Source organism: Helicobacter bilis, from assembly GCF_001999985.1.
GTDB classification, from domain to species: domain Bacteria; phylum Campylobacterota; class Campylobacteria; order Campylobacterales; family Helicobacteraceae; genus Helicobacter_A; species Helicobacter_A rappini.
The window spans coordinates 1,035,332-1,049,714 of record NZ_CP019645.1 but is presented as its reverse complement, the minus strand read 5'-3'; the positions used below and the strand labels follow the sequence as shown (position 1 = coordinate 1,049,714).

Genomic DNA, 14,383 nt, shown 5'->3' with positions numbered 1-14,383 from the left:
GATAGAATTGTAACGAAAAATTAAACAATTATATTTTTATGTTTGTTTTAAATCTTGCAATTTTGTCTCAAGCGATTCAAACTCATGCTTTAGAGATTCTATCTCTTGCATTCTCTTTTTACCTTCTAAAAGATAGCGTGGCGGTATAGAACTCGCTAGTAATTCATTAATATATACCATGCCCTCCCCACTTTGCTCATAAATCCTTTTTAAATGTGTAAAGCCCTCATTTGAAAAGAAATAGCAATAAAGTCCAATAGCTTTATTTTTATCTGCTAATCTTAGAATCAAAATCCCCGCATTTGCCACAGCAATGTGATCTTTTATACATTCTCCAAGTATGGTAACTTTTGGGACAATGCTGCGAAGTGAGAGTAAAATATCATAGGGTTTTAATCGATATTTTTGTATCTTTTGCTTATCCCCACTCATCTTTTTATGACTAAACTTTGTGCTAAATCCACATACAGAAAAATCCGCTATACCTACATCATAATATGTAATTTCAGAATCTTTACTACCCCCATGCACTCTTTGCCCACGAAAAATTGTTGCCCCCATATCAGCTAATAATAATTCATTTGTATGTATCATCTTAGAAGCAAGATAATAACTAGCCCTTAAATCATGCGTTTTTACATCTTTTATATTTGTGATTTTTGAAAATTCACTCTCTTTTTTTTGTTTAAATAGATTAGCAATTTCATCAATATGTCTTAGTCGATTATATTTGCCATCTTTGGTGTAAAAATGTGGATTATTCGCATTAATATGCAGAATCTCTTTATTATTATGAGAGATAACAAGCACAGAAAAATCACAGGCTTGGTGTGGGAAGATATTTTTAGGTAATTCAATAACAGCTTCTATCATACGCTCTTTTACAAGCTTATCGCGAAGTTTTTCCTCTAAAAAGCTTTTTTGCAAGGTTTGATTGCGGACAATGAAAACTCCCCTTTGCTTTAAATGTGCTAGGGCGTGTGTTAGAAACACTAATTCTGGGTAATTTTTAGCAAGTATGCCAATTTTACTGAATCTTTCATCGCCTTTTAATTGTTCTACTCCCATGTGTGCGTAAAGCGGTGGATTACAAATCACCTTATTAAATTGTCGCAAGATACTTCCCGCTTTAAAGACAGGTTGCTTTAAAATATCATTCACATAGAGTTTATAGTCTTTTATTTGCGTGAATCTTGCGATTAACCTTGCGATATTTGATAGCCTTTCATCTAACTCTTCTCCATATAAATGGATATTTGGATTAAGATTCCCTAAGGATAAAAAGATACTGCCAATACCATAGCATGGATTATATACCTCATCATTATCTTGTAAATCTAGCAATAATGCTAATAAATCATTAACTTCTCGTGGTGTAGAGTAGTAATAGAGTTTGTTTGTCGTGCGTTTCTGTGAGATAATATGTAGGAATTGCGTGATATTATGCAATTCTGTGCTACTTTGTAAAAGCGTTTTTAGAATCTTAGAGATATTTGCATTACTGCTTATAGGCACATATAATTCTTCTCCTATGAGATTGTGTAATATTGCATGAAAGTCTTCTTTAATTGTCTTTCTTTTGCTAGATTTTGCAATCATGTCTTCTAGCATTTTAGCATTTTCCCTCTTAAAGATAAAAAGCTCAAGCATAATGCTTACAACATCAAGCAAATCAGAATGATAGCGTTTGAGATAGTCAAAACAATCAAGCAATTTTTTCACAATATACCTTTTGGTCTTATGGGTTTGGTTTTAATGATTCTCATTTATATGATTTTAAATGAATGGGTAAAAACAAGAGTTGTATTATAGCTAAATTTTATGGATAAAGATTCTAAGGTAAAACTAAGATAATAGAGAAAAATAAATGCCCTACTTAAAATAAATACCTTACTTGGTGCTATCTTGTAAGGGGAGAAATAAGATAAAACGCCAGTAAAGTCAATTTCATTTTGAAAGGATTAACATGAGAACAATTTTCACTTGGAAAATCAGTATTATTGCATGAGAATAAGCTTCACTTGCAGAGAATGGTTGCGGAGGAGGGATTTGAACCCCCGACCTTTGGGTTATGAGCCCAACGAGCTACCTGGCTGCTCTACCCCGCGTTACTCAAAAATATCAAAGATAACTTCACATTAAGCAAATCTATTAGAAGTAAATTTGGTAGTAATTTGCATATTTGGCTGGGGTACAAGGATTCGAACCTCGGAATGCCTGGACCAAAACCAGGTGCCTTACCGCTTGGCGATACCCCAACGCTTTGCTTCTTTTGCTTGAAGTTAGAAGTTAAAGGCGAAATCATATCATAGTTTTGCTAAAAAGTCAAATAAAATTGATATAATTTTTAAAAATGTTATTACGGAGTATTTAATCTAATGTATCAAACGCGTATGAAAGACGCCATAGAGGCGATTAAAAAAGGTGAAATGATCATCATAATGGACGATGAAGATAGAGAAAATGAAGGCGATTTGGTAATGGCTGGAATCTTTTCCACACCAGAGAAAATCAATTTTATGGCTCAAGAAGCAAGGGGACTTATTTGCGTATCTATCACGCAAGAGCTAGCCCATAAGCTAGACCTGCCCCCAATGGTAAAAAGAAATGATAGCAACCACGAAACCGCCTTCACCATATCTATTGATGCCAAGGAAGCAAAGACAGGCATTTCTGCGTATGAGAGGGATTTAACAATCCGTCTTATGTGTGATAACAACGCAAAGCCAAGCGATTTTGTGCGTCCGGGGCATATTTTCCCGCTCATTGCTAAGAGTGGTGGCACACTTATCCGCACAGGACATACAGAAGCGAGTGTAGATATTTGCAGACTTGCGGGGCTTGCACCCATTAGTGTGATTTGTGAGATTATGAAAAAAGATGGCACGATGGCAGGGCGGGGGGATAAATTCCTACTTGATTTTGCTAAAACTCATAACCTAAAGATTCTCTATGTCAGCGACATCATTCAATATCGCTTAAATTTTGAAAATCTCGTGCGTGAAACTTCGCGTGAAAAGGCGGTGTTTATGGCACAAGAGTGCGAGAAAATCACATTTTTAGATCATTTAGAAAATGAACATATTGCCTTTAGCTTTAGCCCACAGGCTACAACGCCGCTCATTAGATTCCACAATACAAGTAGCGATATTGCCCTTTTGACAGATTCTAGTGAATGGCAAGCCCTGCAAAAAAGTATAGAGTTGCTCTCCCAGCAGGGTGGCTATCTTGTGTGTCTTAATAGCGATAAAGATAACGCAAATGGCAATATCGCAAAAAATTGTGGTGATATTAAAGACTTTGGAATCGGTGCACAGATTCTAAAATCACTTGGTGTGAAAGACTTCACACTTCTTAGCTCTCATTGTGCAAATGCAAATAAAAGCTATAATGCCCTAAGCGGCTTTGATTTGCATTTGCAACAAAGCATTGAAGTGTGAAAGAATCTTGATTGTATGTTTGCTTAGAGAGTAAGATGCTGGTAAAAATGGCATGTAAGGATTAAGCTGTATTTTATAGTTTTTCCTATATAATCCGCCTTTTTTGAGTAATTAACTAATAATAATTGTTGGGGTTTTGTGTATGAGATGTGTTTTTATTTTGTTTGTGTCTATTTGTGCTTTTGCGTATGCTTTAGAAAATAATGAAACTCATAATGAAGTAAGCAAGGAAAAGTCTCGTTGGATAGATTATAATGCAAATTTTAATGATAAAAAGCATTTAGCAAAGATCGTGTTTGCTCAAGATTTTTCAGGAAGTGGCTTTTCAAGGCTTAGTGCAATAGGGCTTCATTATGGACAGCCTAATACATTTTTTGGATTACCTGCTAGAATGGTTTTAGAGCTTGAGGGCTTTCTTGGTAGTGGGAGTGAAAAAGCCCTTAATCAATTAATCTTTGGTGTATCACAAGATATTGTGTTATCAATACCACGCACAAACTTTTATGCTGGAGTTGGTATTGGAATCTACATTCGCACACTTTTAGATTCTCGCATGAACTCTGCTTTTACTTTTGGGGAAAAAGTCTTTATTGGTTATAATTATGCCGTGGCAAATAAGGGGGGGGGGGGTATATCCTGTGAGATTTTTGTGAAACATTACTCAAATGGCGATTTAACTCCTTTAAACAAAGGCTTTAATTTCTTTGGCGTGAGTGTTGGATATAGTTTTTAACTATTTTATGAATTGTAAGTATAAAATATAGATTTTGCATTAATTGAGCTATAGAATCTTATCTTAATTTCACAATTTCAATAGGCGGTTAAACATGAAAGTTTTAGAAATTTATGGGATACTTGATTCAATAAGTCCTTTTATCATGCAAGCAGAATGGGATAATAGTGGATTAAATATCGGTAATATGCAAATAGAGTGCAAACAAGTCTATATTGCATTAGAACTTGATATGCAAGTGGTTAATGCGATAGAAAATGAAAGTTTGCTTATCGTGCATCACCCCTTAATCTTTAAAGCATTAAAGACCATACAAACTGATACATATCCTGCAAATCTCATTGAGCTATGTCTGCAAAAGAAAATTAGCGTCATAGCCATGCATACAAACTTTGATAAAACGCATTTAAACAAAGCCTTTGCTACAAAATTATGCTTAGAATCTCTAAACTTTACCCCAAATGGTGAGAAAGATTTTAGCCTTATTTATAGCACAAGCACACCATTAAGCACCTATTCTCTTGCTACGCATATAAAAAATATATTGGGATTAGATACACTTCGCTATACGCAAAAAGATAATATGATACATAACCTCTACATTACATGTGGGAGTAATGCCACTGCCTATAAAATCGCAAATAAGGGGGATTGCATTATCACAGGCGATATTAAATATCATGATGCTATGATTGCTGCAAGTGAGGGCATTAGCTTTATTGATGTTCCACACTTTGAAAGTGAGTGTATTTTCAGTGATTTACTAGCAAAAGCTTTACAAAAACACTATATTCAAGCTATAATTACAAATTCACACAATCCATTTTGCTATATTTAGGAGCATTGCATGAATAAAAATCTTGAAAAACTCATTGAAGTAAATCGCCTTGATTTAGAGGTGTCAAAATATGATCCTCTTATCGAGCAAAAAAAAGCCCCAATGAACGAAAAAATATCTGAAAAAACAAAAGCTTTAAAAGAAAAGCAAGAATTAGAAGCACTCATTGCAAGGAATGAAGAATCTCTTGCAAAAAATAATGATGAATTTGCTGTGATTACTGCAGATATTGAACGCATTCGCAATAAAATCCAAGAAAGCAAAAGCGAAAAAGAGATGAAAAATCTTGATATGGAAGAAGGCATATTGCGAGAAAAAAGCATAAGCTTTAACAATGAGATTGAAGCCCTTGAGAAAGGCATACAAGCGGCAAAAGATAAGATTGCTACACTTGATTCTAATGTCATAAAGCTTGATGAAGAGATTAGCGGTATGGAATCTGGCTGCAATGAAGCAGTCCAAGAGATTAAAAAGCAACAAGATGAGGTGAGTGCCAAACGGACAAAAGCTGCATTAGATATGGAAACAACGGTGCTAAGATTGTATGAAAAGATTCGAAAATGGGCGGGAAATACAAGCGTTATCTCCATGTATAAAGAAGCTTGTGGTGGTTGCTTTATCAAGCTAAATGATAAAAATATTGCAGATGTTAGAAGGGGCGATGAGATCGTGCATTGCCCACATTGTGGTCGCATTCTTTATGATTCTGCTCTAGTTGAAAGCAAGAGTTAAAGACCTAACCAAAGACAAGGCATAATGACTTTTATTTATTACACTCTTTTATGTTTCTTGCATGTTCTTGCATTGCCCTTGCTTTGTGTTTTATCATTAAGAGAAAAATATAAAAAAAGCATTCCACTTCGTTTTTTAATCCCCAAAAATCACTCAAAAGAAAGCTATGATATATGGCTACATGCTTGTTCTGTGGGCGAGGTGCAGTCCCTGCAAACCCTTATAGAATCTATCCCCAAAACACAAAGCATATTTCTTAGTGTTATCACACAGACTGGATATAAACAGGCACAAGACCTTTATGCAAAATATGAGAATCTTAGCATTGATTATTTGCCTTTTGAGACCTTTATCCCATTATTTACACCGACATGTAAAAAGCTTTTTGTGTTTGAAGCCGAACTTTGGCTTATGCTATTTGTATATGCAAAGCATAAGGGGGCGACTACAAAATTAGTTAATGCTAGAATCTCAACGCGTAGCGTAAAACGCTATCAAAAGCTTAGAATCTTTTATAAACATTTTTTTTCATTTGTTGATTCTGTATTATCTCAAAGCGATGAAGACACAGAAAGGCTAAAGAGTTTGGGGGCAAAAAATGTAAAAACAATCGGGAATCTCAAGCTATTAAACCCTATAAAACCAAAGATAGCGTATAAAAAACCAGAATCTTTAATCATTGTTGCAGCAAGCACACATGCAAACGAGGAAGAATTTGTGCTAAATGCGTGGAGTAAGGCAAAGGCATTATGGGAAAGTGATAGTGAAGTTTTAGAAAATATGGAATCTAAACCTTGTCATATTAAGCAAAGCGAAATGTCTAAAAATACAGAATCTAAAAAAGATTTTTCACTCGTTTTGGATACTCAAAATGACAAGAATCTAGATTCTATAAAGTTTGCACCCTTGCACCCTGCACCCACTCAAATGGTAGAGAATCTAGATTCTATAAATAATCACAATAAAGAATATGAATGTAAAACCCATCTTCACAACGCCACTAAAGACTATACGACAATAAAAAAAGATTCTAAAAAAAATCTATTAGTCATTGTGCCACGACACCCTGAGCGGTTTCAGTCTGTATTTCAGCTTTGCAAACAATATGGAAAGACCATGTGTCTTAGTGAATTGCAAAATGATTCTACACTAGACTTAGATCTGATTCATGCGGATATTTTGCTTGTTGATACGATGGGTTCTCTCATTAATTTTTATGCAATCAGCGATATTGTGATACTTGGTGGGGCATTTGCAAAAGTTGGGGGGCATAATCCGCTTGAACCAGCCACTTTCGCCAATGTGCTAATAAGTGGCACAGAGATTTTTAATCAAAAAGCATTGTTTGCATATATTCAAAATTACTATTTGATAGATAACTCTCATTCATTGCAAATGTTACTTCATCATTACAAACAGCTTATGACTTCTTCGGTTAATAAAGATTTGTGTCATAATATGATTGAGAGTATTTTAGAATAAATTAGACTTAATAAAACATTCAATAAGAGTTGATATACAAATAAGCATTGCAAGAAAATATTATAATATTTTGTTATATAGCTAAGTTTATAGATATTATTAACACTTATTATGTATAATTTTGCTTTTCTTAAGCAGTGAGTATGACTACAATATGACTTAAGAAGTAATTTAAAATTAGGAGTTTAGGTATGGATTCTATCGAAGTTTATAATCAAGTGAAAGATTTAGTAGCAAGTGAGCTTAAAGTTGCAGCAGATGAGATTAAGCCGGAGTCTGATTTTACAAAAGATTTGAATGCAGATAGCCTTGATGTTGTTGAGTTTATCATGGCATTGGAAGAAAAATTTAATATTAAGATTCCAGATGAAGAAGCAGAAAAAATTAAAACCGTGCAAAATGTTGTAGATTATATTCTTGCGAATAAGTAAGTCGAGTTACTTAAACTTTATACTTATTTGTGCTTAAGGAGCCATATTGCGAAGAGTTGTAGTAACGGGCATTGGCATGGTGAATGCTTTGGGGCTAAATAAAGATGTTGCATTTGACAATATTGTAAAGGGAAATTGTGGCATTAGAAGAATAGAATCTTTTGATATTACAGATTTTCCCGTGCAAATTGCAGGCGAAGTCGTTGGCTTTGATCCAGAATCTGTCCTTGATGCTAGAGAAGTGAAAAAGGCACATAGATTTATCCAGCTTGGTTTGTTATCTGCTAGGGAAGCCTTGCAAGATAGCATAACACGAGGTAAGCAGTCGTTTGCGAATGCAAACTTAGAAGTTTTGCCAGATGTTGCCGACCGCTTTGGTATTAGCTCTGCTTCAGGCATAGGTGGCTTGGAAAACATTCAAAACAATGCTATTGCATGGCATACAAAGGGTGTAAGACGCATTAGCCCCTTTTTCATTCCATCTGCACTTGTGAATATGCTTGGCGGCTTTGTATCTATCGCACATAGGATTAAAGGACCGAATCTTTCAAGCGTTACTGCATGTGCAGCAGGCACACATGGCATTATTGAAGCGGCTAAGACTATTATGCTTGGCTGTGCTGATAGAATGCTTGTTGTAGGTGCAGAATCTTCTGTTTGTGAAATAGGCATTGGTGGATTTGCGGCTATGAAGGCTTTGAGTGTATGTAATGATACGCCTAGCAAAGCATCAAGACCATTTGACAAAAAACGCGATGGTTTTGTTATGGGTGAAGGTGCAGGTGCATTGGTGCTTGAAGATTATGAGAGTGCAAAATCGCGTGGTGCATATATTTATGGTGAGTTATGTGGCTTTGGTGAGAGTGGTGATGCAAATCATATTACAACCCCTGCTCCAGAAGGCGAGGGTGCGTATCGCGCTATGAAACAAGCCTTGCAAATGGCAAATATTAAGCCCGACTATGTGAATGCACATGGCACAAGCACATATTATAATGATGTGCATGAAACTCAAGCATTAAAGCGTGTATTTGACAACGATGTCCCACCTGTCAGCTCTACAAAAGGACAAATAGGGCATTGTTTAGGTGCAGCTGGTGCTATTGAAGCGGTTATATCGCTTATGGCTATGGAAAAAGGCGTAATACCACCAACTATTAATCAAGAAGAAAAAGATGATCTCTGCGATCTTGACTATGTCCCAAATGTCGCTCGTTCCGCTACACTTCAAAGTGTTATGAGTAATTCATTTGGCTTTGGTGGCACAAATGGTGTTGTGATTTTCAAAAAGTGTCAATAATGGCTACATATTTAGATTTTGAGCAGCGTTTAAAGCTTTTACAAGAAGATATAGAATCAGCAACATTGCGAAATGATAATGCCGCAGTGTCAATTCTACAAAAAGACTTGCAAGATGAAATGAAAAAAATCTATGCAAATTTGAATGACTATCAAAAATTACAATTAGCAAGACATCCAGACAGACCCTACGCCCTTGATTATATTGAATTGATTATGCAAGATTCTTATGAGATTTTTGGCGATCGCCATTTTCGAGATGATAAGGCAATAGTATGCTTTTTGGGAAAGATTGAGAACGAACGCGTTATTGTTATCGGCGAAGAAAAGGGGCGTGGCACAAAAAATAAGATTACAAGAAACTTTGGTATGCCCCACCCAGAAGGCTATCGCAAGGCGTTGAGAATAGCAAAAATGGCAGAAAAATTTAATATTCCTGTGCTTATGCTTGTCGATACTGCGGGGGCTTATCCCGGGCTTGGAGCTGAAGAGAGAGGGCAGAGCGAAGCTATCGCAAAGAATCTGCAGGATTTTGCCATGCTACAAGTGCCAACTATATCCATTGTTATTGGTGAAGGTGGAAGCGGTGGTGCTTTAGCTATCGGCGTAGCAGATAGGTTAGCCATGATGGAGTATTCTATCTTTAGCGTTATATCCCCAGAGGGTTGTGCTGCGATTTTGTGGAATGATCCAACAAAGATTGAAGCCGCAACAAAAGCTATGAAAATAACTCCACAAGAATTAAAAAAAGCTAACTTAATCGATGATATCATACAAGAACCTTTGAGTGGCGCTCACAGAGATAAAGTAGCAGCTGCAGAGAAAATCAAGGCTTATTTTCTTGAATCTTTAGAACAAATAAGAAACACTCCAAACCATCTTGCAAAACGCTATGACAAGCTTATGCGTTATGGCTCTTTTCAACAATAGCTTAAATAGCAAACATCACAAACTCATTTAGACTTATTGAGTCGCCCCCTATTTACTCACATTTTTATTTTTTTTAATAACACACAGAAACTAATTAGCCATATTTCAATAGATTAAAAAAGTAACATTCTTTATATTTTTTGTAATTTTTTATATATTACATATTGTATTTTCATTTTTTTGTGTTAATATGCCTATTAATTTAGAACTTAATTTCTAAAGTAAGATTCTATATTTTAAAGTTTAGAATATTTTTTAAAAATAATTCTATATTACTTTAATGTGAAATAAATAAAGTCTCACAAGGTTAGAATCTTTAAAGCAAAAACAAGGTTTTTTAGGTAAAAGCTAGTAGAAATGTAGATTCTAAATCGACAAAGATTCTACAAGCACCAAAGAAGCGAAAAGTAGTTTTGCGGCAGTATTTTTGAGTGATTTTTCTAAAGAAACTTCGTTTTGTAGTTTTCAAGGTGGAGGCGAAGGGAGTTTGCTAAAGGCAAATGACCGAGCCGACACCGCAGATGCAGTTGCGGAGCAACAAATCCACACTTGCAAATCTGCAAAAAACACCAAAAAGACAAACACAAAATAAGGAGAACAACAATGGCAAATTTAAAGCATACTCACTACACCCAAGACACACTCGCCCTGCACGCAGGATACACCTATGACACGCAACGCACAATGAGTGTGCCAATCTATCAAAACACCGCTTATTGCTTTGAGAGTTTAGAGCAAGCCGCAGCACGATTTGGACTAAAAGAGCTAGGCAATATCTACACGCGTTTGACAAACCCAACAACCGATGTGCTAGGTGCGAGACTTGCAGCGGTTGAGGGTGGAATCTTTGGCGTGCCTACTTCAAGTGGGAGTGCGGCGATTTTCTATGCGATAGCAAATTGTGCGGAGAGTGGCGATAATATCATCTTTGCGAATAAAATCTATGGCGGTACACAAACGCTTTTTACCCATACGCTGAAACGCTTTGGCATTGAGGCTAGGACATTTGATATTGATAATATCGCTTCTTTAGAATCTGTGATAGATTCTAAAACAAAGGCGATTTTTTTTGAAAGCATTTCAAATCCCATTATTTCAATCGCTGATAGCACCGCTATTACCGCCATTGCTAAAAAGCACGGCATTATAAGCATTTGTGATAACACGGTGGCGACTGCCTTTTTACACAAGCCTTTTGATTTTGGCGTGGATATTTCCGTGCATAGCCTTAGTAAGTATGTCAATGGGCAGGGCAGTGCATTGGGCGGAGCTGTGATTGAGCGAGCAGGACTCAACGAGCTACTTAAAGATAACCCACGCTATCCTGCGTTTAATACCCCAGATGCGAGTTATCACGGGCTAGTCTATGCTTCACTACCCCTGCCTTGCTTTAGCATTCGCCTTATCACTGAATGGCTTAGAAATATCGGTGCGACACTCTCCCCGCAATCAGCGTGGATTCTATTACAAGGGCTAGAAACTTTGGAACTTCGCATTAAAAAGCATAGTCAAAATGCCTTAGATGTAGCAAGATTCTTAGAATCTCATAGCTTGGTTAAAAGTGTAGCCTATCCGGGATTAGAATCTAGCCCATATCACGCCCTTTTGCAAAAATATTATGCAGATTCTCAAAGCTCCGGGCTCATTAGCTTTGAAGCACAAAGTTATGAGGCGGCACAAAAGATTTGCAATAGCACAGAGATTTTTGCTATGGTGGTAAATATCGGGGATTCAAAGTCTTTAATCATTCACCCCGCTTCTACTACGCATTCTCAACTAAGTGAAAAAGAGCTTCAAAGCGGGGGTATCACACCCTGCACGATTAGACTAAGCATAGGGCTAGAATCTAGCAAGGATTTAATCGCCGATTTAAAACAGGCAATAGAAAAATAGAATCTAAAAGGAGCAAAAATGCCCATTGTTATCCCAGAAGATATTCCAGCCTATTCCCTGCTTAGTCAAAATGCCTTTATTATGGGGGCAAAAAGGGCTAAAACGCAAGATATTAGGACGCTTGAAGTGCTTTTAATCAACCTTATGCCTACAAAGATTGAAACAGAAAATCAGATTCTAAGTCTGCTTGCAAACTCGCCTTTGCAGGTGAAAATCACGCTTTTATCCACAGCAAGTTACATCGGCACAAACACGCCAAAAAGCCATTTAGATAGATTCTATGTGAATTTTAGCGAAGTTAAAGGGCGGCGGTTTGATGGAGCGATTGTTACAGGTGCGCCCATTGAGCATTTGGAGTTTGAAAATGTGGCGTATTGGAGTGAGATACAAGAGATTATGGACTATCTCAAAAGCCATTGCACAAGCACGATGTATCTATGCTGGGGGGCTATGGCAGGGCTATATCACTTCCATAACATTGAAAAGGTTATGCTAGATAGCAAAGTGTTTGGTGTGTTTCCACACAAAATTGTTACGCAAGATTTGCTTTTAAATGGGCTAGATTCTATTGTGAGAATGCCCCATTCAAGACACGCTGGGATTGATGAAAATGCGGTTAGAAACTCTAAACTTAAGATTCTATTAGAGAGCGAGCTTTGTGGCATTAGCGCGTTAAAAGATGAAAAGGACTTTTATATCCTAGCCCACCCAGAATACGCTAAAGACACATTGCGTTTGGAATATGAGCGAGATATAAATAAAGGCTTAGAGATAGCAAAACCGCTTGATTATTTTGGAGAAGATGGGGAGCCGATACTCTCGTGGAAGTCAAGTGCGAGTGTGCTTTTCTCAAATTGGCTTAATTTTTCTGTGTATCAGGACACGCCTTTTGTGTTATAGGGTGTGTATCAACAAATAGAATCAAGTAAAAATCGTGCAAAAATGCAAGACACAAAAGCAAAGCTGCAAGCATTAATAAACCTACAAAATCCTAAATATCATCATCGGGGTGCAAAAAATGGCTTTCAGAATCCAATATATATAAAGTCAATTTACAAACAAGATTCTAAAAAACTTTCGCATTTTTAAGTGAGCTGCGACAATCATTAAATTTTTAATCAATGTAAAAAGCTACAAGTAAGAGAATACACTCATTCTCTTATATGTATATCGATGTGCTTCATCAGTCTTTGAAAAATAGTAGAAAAAGTAGATTGTGGGATTACAATCTCCCACATAGATTGACAGATATAAATCTATTGCAATTCTTCTGGTGATAATTCTTTTAAGAATCTTTCTTTATCAAAGTTTGCGTGTAAAAATGCAACGATTTCTTCAGAATCTATCATTGCATTTTGCAAACATGAGGTCGCACCCGGTGAAGGTGTCATATTGAAAGTCATGCCTTTTCCTGTGCGTATCTTCTTTTCACCTAACTCAAGTTTTTTAGCTGTCCTATCAACGACTTGTGGTCGCACTTCACCATAGCCTTTCGCAAATGTAATGTCTTCTAGTTTCAGTGAAGGGATAATCTTTTGTGCGTCTTTTATGAAAAGCCTTTTGCCAAAGAAAGGCAGATGGAAGAAAATATTACGCAAGATATAATTCCTAATTTCAGAATCACTCAATAAATCATAAGTAACTTTAATCACATCTAGGTGTAGATCAAGCTTTAATAAATCTGGGCTAAGGACATCAAAGAAATGTTTGCTATTCTCAAGTCGCAGTGTAGCAAGTGCGGTTGGTCCAAGTCTTGTTTTACCCTCCACGAATACATCAGGGTCACCATGCAATGCTGCAAATGGAAGCTTAGGATTTTGCACACCATACACTTTTCCCTTTAAAAGATTTGGTGCGAAATAAAACTCACCGCCAACAGGCAAACAACCAAGATCTAAACCATAACCAGCCCTTTGAGCAAGAGGCAATGAATATGAACCAGCATCAACAAGCACAAATTTCGCATAAATCTCTCTGCCATCTGCACCAACAACAGCATAACCTGTATTCTTTGCTTCAATCCTATTGACACGAAAGCCTAAAAATACTTCATTTTGTGGATTTTTGTCTTTTGCTTTTTGTATGAAATACTCACTCAAAGCCTCATAATTTACTGCACACCAATCAGAATCAAAACCAGAACCAACTACATTTTCAGGTCTATCCCCACCACTTTTCCCTTCTATAACTTTTGGCTCCATAACCTTAATATCTTCTTTTGTATAAAATTTTAACCCGGGAAAAATATGTTGAAAATCTTCATGTCTTTTCGTCATAACTTCACATTCATGATCACCCACACCTATTGCCATTTTTTGCATATTATAAATGACTTTGTTTTGCAGGTTTTCTTTCAAACAAAAATTGCGAACTTTTTGTGCGGATAACTTTACTTTTCTGGCTTTTTCAGCACTATAATTTGTTTCTATAGAACCATCATGTATTGTTTGTGAATTTGCCTTATGGCTTGAGCTTATTTGTGCTAGTTTTGTTTCTTTTTCTATGATTGCGATTTTCTTTATATCGCTATATTCTGTTAATGTGTAAAAAGTGCAACAACCACTCACTCCACCGCCAATAATGACGACATCAAACTCATTCATTA

The 14,383-nt window shown here is 36.4% G+C and carries 14 protein-coding genes and 2 tRNA genes; 12 read left to right on the top strand and 4 right to left on the bottom strand.

Annotation, left to right across the window (positions count from 1 at the left end):
- Positions 1–36 precede the first annotated feature (36 nt).
- The 3 genes from XJ32_RS04965 to XJ32_RS04955 form a co-directional block, all read right to left on the bottom strand.
- Positions 37–1,722: an N-6 DNA methylase gene (locus XJ32_RS04965; RefSeq protein ID WP_077388545.1), complete on the bottom strand. Its 1,686-nt coding sequence runs from the start codon at positions 1,720–1,722 to the stop codon at positions 37–39.
- 309 nt (positions 1,723–2,031) lie between these two features.
- A tRNA-Met gene (locus XJ32_RS04960) sits at positions 2,032–2,108 on the bottom strand.
- Positions 2,109–2,183: 75 nt separating this feature from the next.
- Positions 2,184–2,258: transfer RNA gene (locus XJ32_RS04955), tRNA-Gln, on the bottom strand.
- Between the two features lie 120 nt (positions 2,259–2,378).
- Between XJ32_RS04955 and XJ32_RS04950 the strand changes: the two genes are divergently transcribed.
- The 12 genes from XJ32_RS04950 to XJ32_RS04900 all read left to right on the top strand — a co-directional run bounded on the left by XJ32_RS04950 (position 2,379) and on the right by XJ32_RS04900 (position 12,867).
- Complete coding sequence (locus XJ32_RS04950; protein ID WP_077388544.1) at positions 2,379–3,440, top strand: bifunctional 3,4-dihydroxy-2-butanone 4-phosphate synthase/GTP cyclohydrolase II; 1,062 nt, start codon at positions 2,379–2,381, stop codon at positions 3,438–3,440.
- A 142-nt stretch (positions 3,441–3,582) separates the two neighbouring features.
- The gene (locus tag XJ32_RS12770; RefSeq protein WP_254422494.1) at positions 3,583–4,173 is read left to right on the top strand and encodes an acyloxyacyl hydrolase; all 591 of its coding nucleotides are present in this window, start codon (positions 3,583–3,585) and stop codon (positions 4,171–4,173) included.
- A gap of 94 nt (positions 4,174–4,267) precedes the next feature.
- The gene (locus tag XJ32_RS04940) at positions 4,268–5,011 is read left to right on the top strand and encodes a Nif3-like dinuclear metal center hexameric protein (RefSeq protein ID WP_077388543.1); all 744 of its coding nucleotides are present in this window, start codon (positions 4,268–4,270) and stop codon (positions 5,009–5,011) included.
- A 9-nt stretch (positions 5,012–5,020) separates the two neighbouring features.
- On the top strand, positions 5,021–5,743 hold the full coding sequence (locus XJ32_RS04935; RefSeq protein WP_077388542.1) for a zinc ribbon domain-containing protein: 723 nt from the start codon (positions 5,021–5,023) through the stop codon (positions 5,741–5,743).
- Between the two features lie 24 nt (positions 5,744–5,767).
- Positions 5,768–7,225 (top strand): glycosyltransferase N-terminal domain-containing protein, encoded by a 1,458-nt coding sequence (locus tag XJ32_RS04930; RefSeq protein WP_077388541.1) that lies wholly within the window; start codon positions 5,768–5,770, stop codon positions 7,223–7,225.
- Positions 7,226–7,416: 191 nt separating this feature from the next.
- Positions 7,417–7,656, top strand: coding sequence for an acyl carrier protein (gene acpP / locus XJ32_RS04925; protein ID WP_004086276.1), 240 nt, complete (start codon positions 7,417–7,419; stop codon positions 7,654–7,656).
- A gap of 46 nt (positions 7,657–7,702) precedes the next feature.
- The gene (locus tag XJ32_RS04920) at positions 7,703–8,956 is read left to right on the top strand and encodes a beta-ketoacyl-ACP synthase II (RefSeq protein ID WP_077388540.1); all 1,254 of its coding nucleotides are present in this window, start codon (positions 7,703–7,705) and stop codon (positions 8,954–8,956) included.
- The gene (accA, locus tag XJ32_RS04915) at positions 8,956–9,885 is read left to right on the top strand and encodes an acetyl-CoA carboxylase carboxyl transferase subunit alpha (protein ID WP_077388539.1); all 930 of its coding nucleotides are present in this window, start codon (positions 8,956–8,958) and stop codon (positions 9,883–9,885) included. Before XJ32_RS04920 ends, accA begins: the two co-directional genes overlap by 1 nt.
- Positions 9,886–10,312: 427 nt before the next feature.
- Positions 10,313–10,477: a hypothetical protein gene (locus XJ32_RS11815; RefSeq protein ID WP_155761460.1), complete on the top strand. Its 165-nt coding sequence runs from the start codon at positions 10,313–10,315 to the stop codon at positions 10,475–10,477.
- An 11-nt stretch (positions 10,478–10,488) separates the two neighbouring features.
- Complete coding sequence (locus tag XJ32_RS04910) at positions 10,489–11,778, top strand: O-acetylhomoserine aminocarboxypropyltransferase/cysteine synthase family protein (RefSeq protein ID WP_077388538.1); 1,290 nt, start codon at positions 10,489–10,491, stop codon at positions 11,776–11,778.
- 18 nt (positions 11,779–11,796) lie between these two features.
- Positions 11,797–12,678 carry a homoserine O-succinyltransferase gene (locus XJ32_RS04905; protein ID WP_077388537.1) on the top strand — a complete coding sequence of 294 codons (882 nt, stop codon included), beginning with the start codon at positions 11,797–11,799 and terminating at the stop codon, positions 12,676–12,678.
- 3 nt (positions 12,679–12,681) lie between these two features.
- On the top strand, positions 12,682–12,867 hold the full coding sequence (locus tag XJ32_RS04900) for a hypothetical protein (RefSeq protein WP_077388536.1): 186 nt from the start codon (positions 12,682–12,684) through the stop codon (positions 12,865–12,867).
- A 167-nt stretch (positions 12,868–13,034) separates the two neighbouring features.
- On the opposite strand, the gene XJ32_RS04895 is transcribed toward XJ32_RS04900, so the two are convergent.
- Entirely contained in the window at positions 13,035–14,381 is a 1,347-nt protein-coding gene (locus XJ32_RS04895; RefSeq protein WP_077388535.1) for an FAD-dependent oxidoreductase, read from the bottom strand.
- Positions 14,382–14,383 lie beyond the last annotated feature (2 nt).

Coding starts and splice junctions, on each gene's coding strand:
- XJ32_RS04935 (WP_077388542.1), top strand. CDS start 5,021: ATGAATAAAAATCTTGAAAAACTCATTGAAGTAAATCGCCTTGATTTA.
- XJ32_RS12770 (WP_254422494.1), top strand. CDS start 3,583: ATGAGATGTGTTTTTATTTTGTTTGTGTCTATTTGTGCTTTTGCGTAT.
- acpP (WP_004086276.1), top strand. CDS start 7,417: ATGGATTCTATCGAAGTTTATAATCAAGTGAAAGATTTAGTAGCAAGT.
- XJ32_RS04950 (WP_077388544.1), top strand. CDS start 2,379: ATGTATCAAACGCGTATGAAAGACGCCATAGAGGCGATTAAAAAAGGT.
- XJ32_RS04940 (WP_077388543.1), top strand. CDS start 4,268: ATGAAAGTTTTAGAAATTTATGGGATACTTGATTCAATAAGTCCTTTT.
- accA (WP_077388539.1), top strand. CDS start 8,956: ATGGCTACATATTTAGATTTTGAGCAGCGTTTAAAGCTTTTACAAGAA.
- XJ32_RS04905 (WP_077388537.1), top strand. CDS start 11,797: ATGCCCATTGTTATCCCAGAAGATATTCCAGCCTATTCCCTGCTTAGT.
- XJ32_RS04930 (WP_077388541.1), top strand. CDS start 5,768: ATGACTTTTATTTATTACACTCTTTTATGTTTCTTGCATGTTCTTGCA.
- XJ32_RS04910 (WP_077388538.1), top strand. CDS start 10,489: ATGGCAAATTTAAAGCATACTCACTACACCCAAGACACACTCGCCCTG.
- XJ32_RS04895 (WP_077388535.1), bottom strand. CDS start 14,381: ATGAATGAGTTTGATGTCGTCATTATTGGCGGTGGAGTGAGTGGTTGT.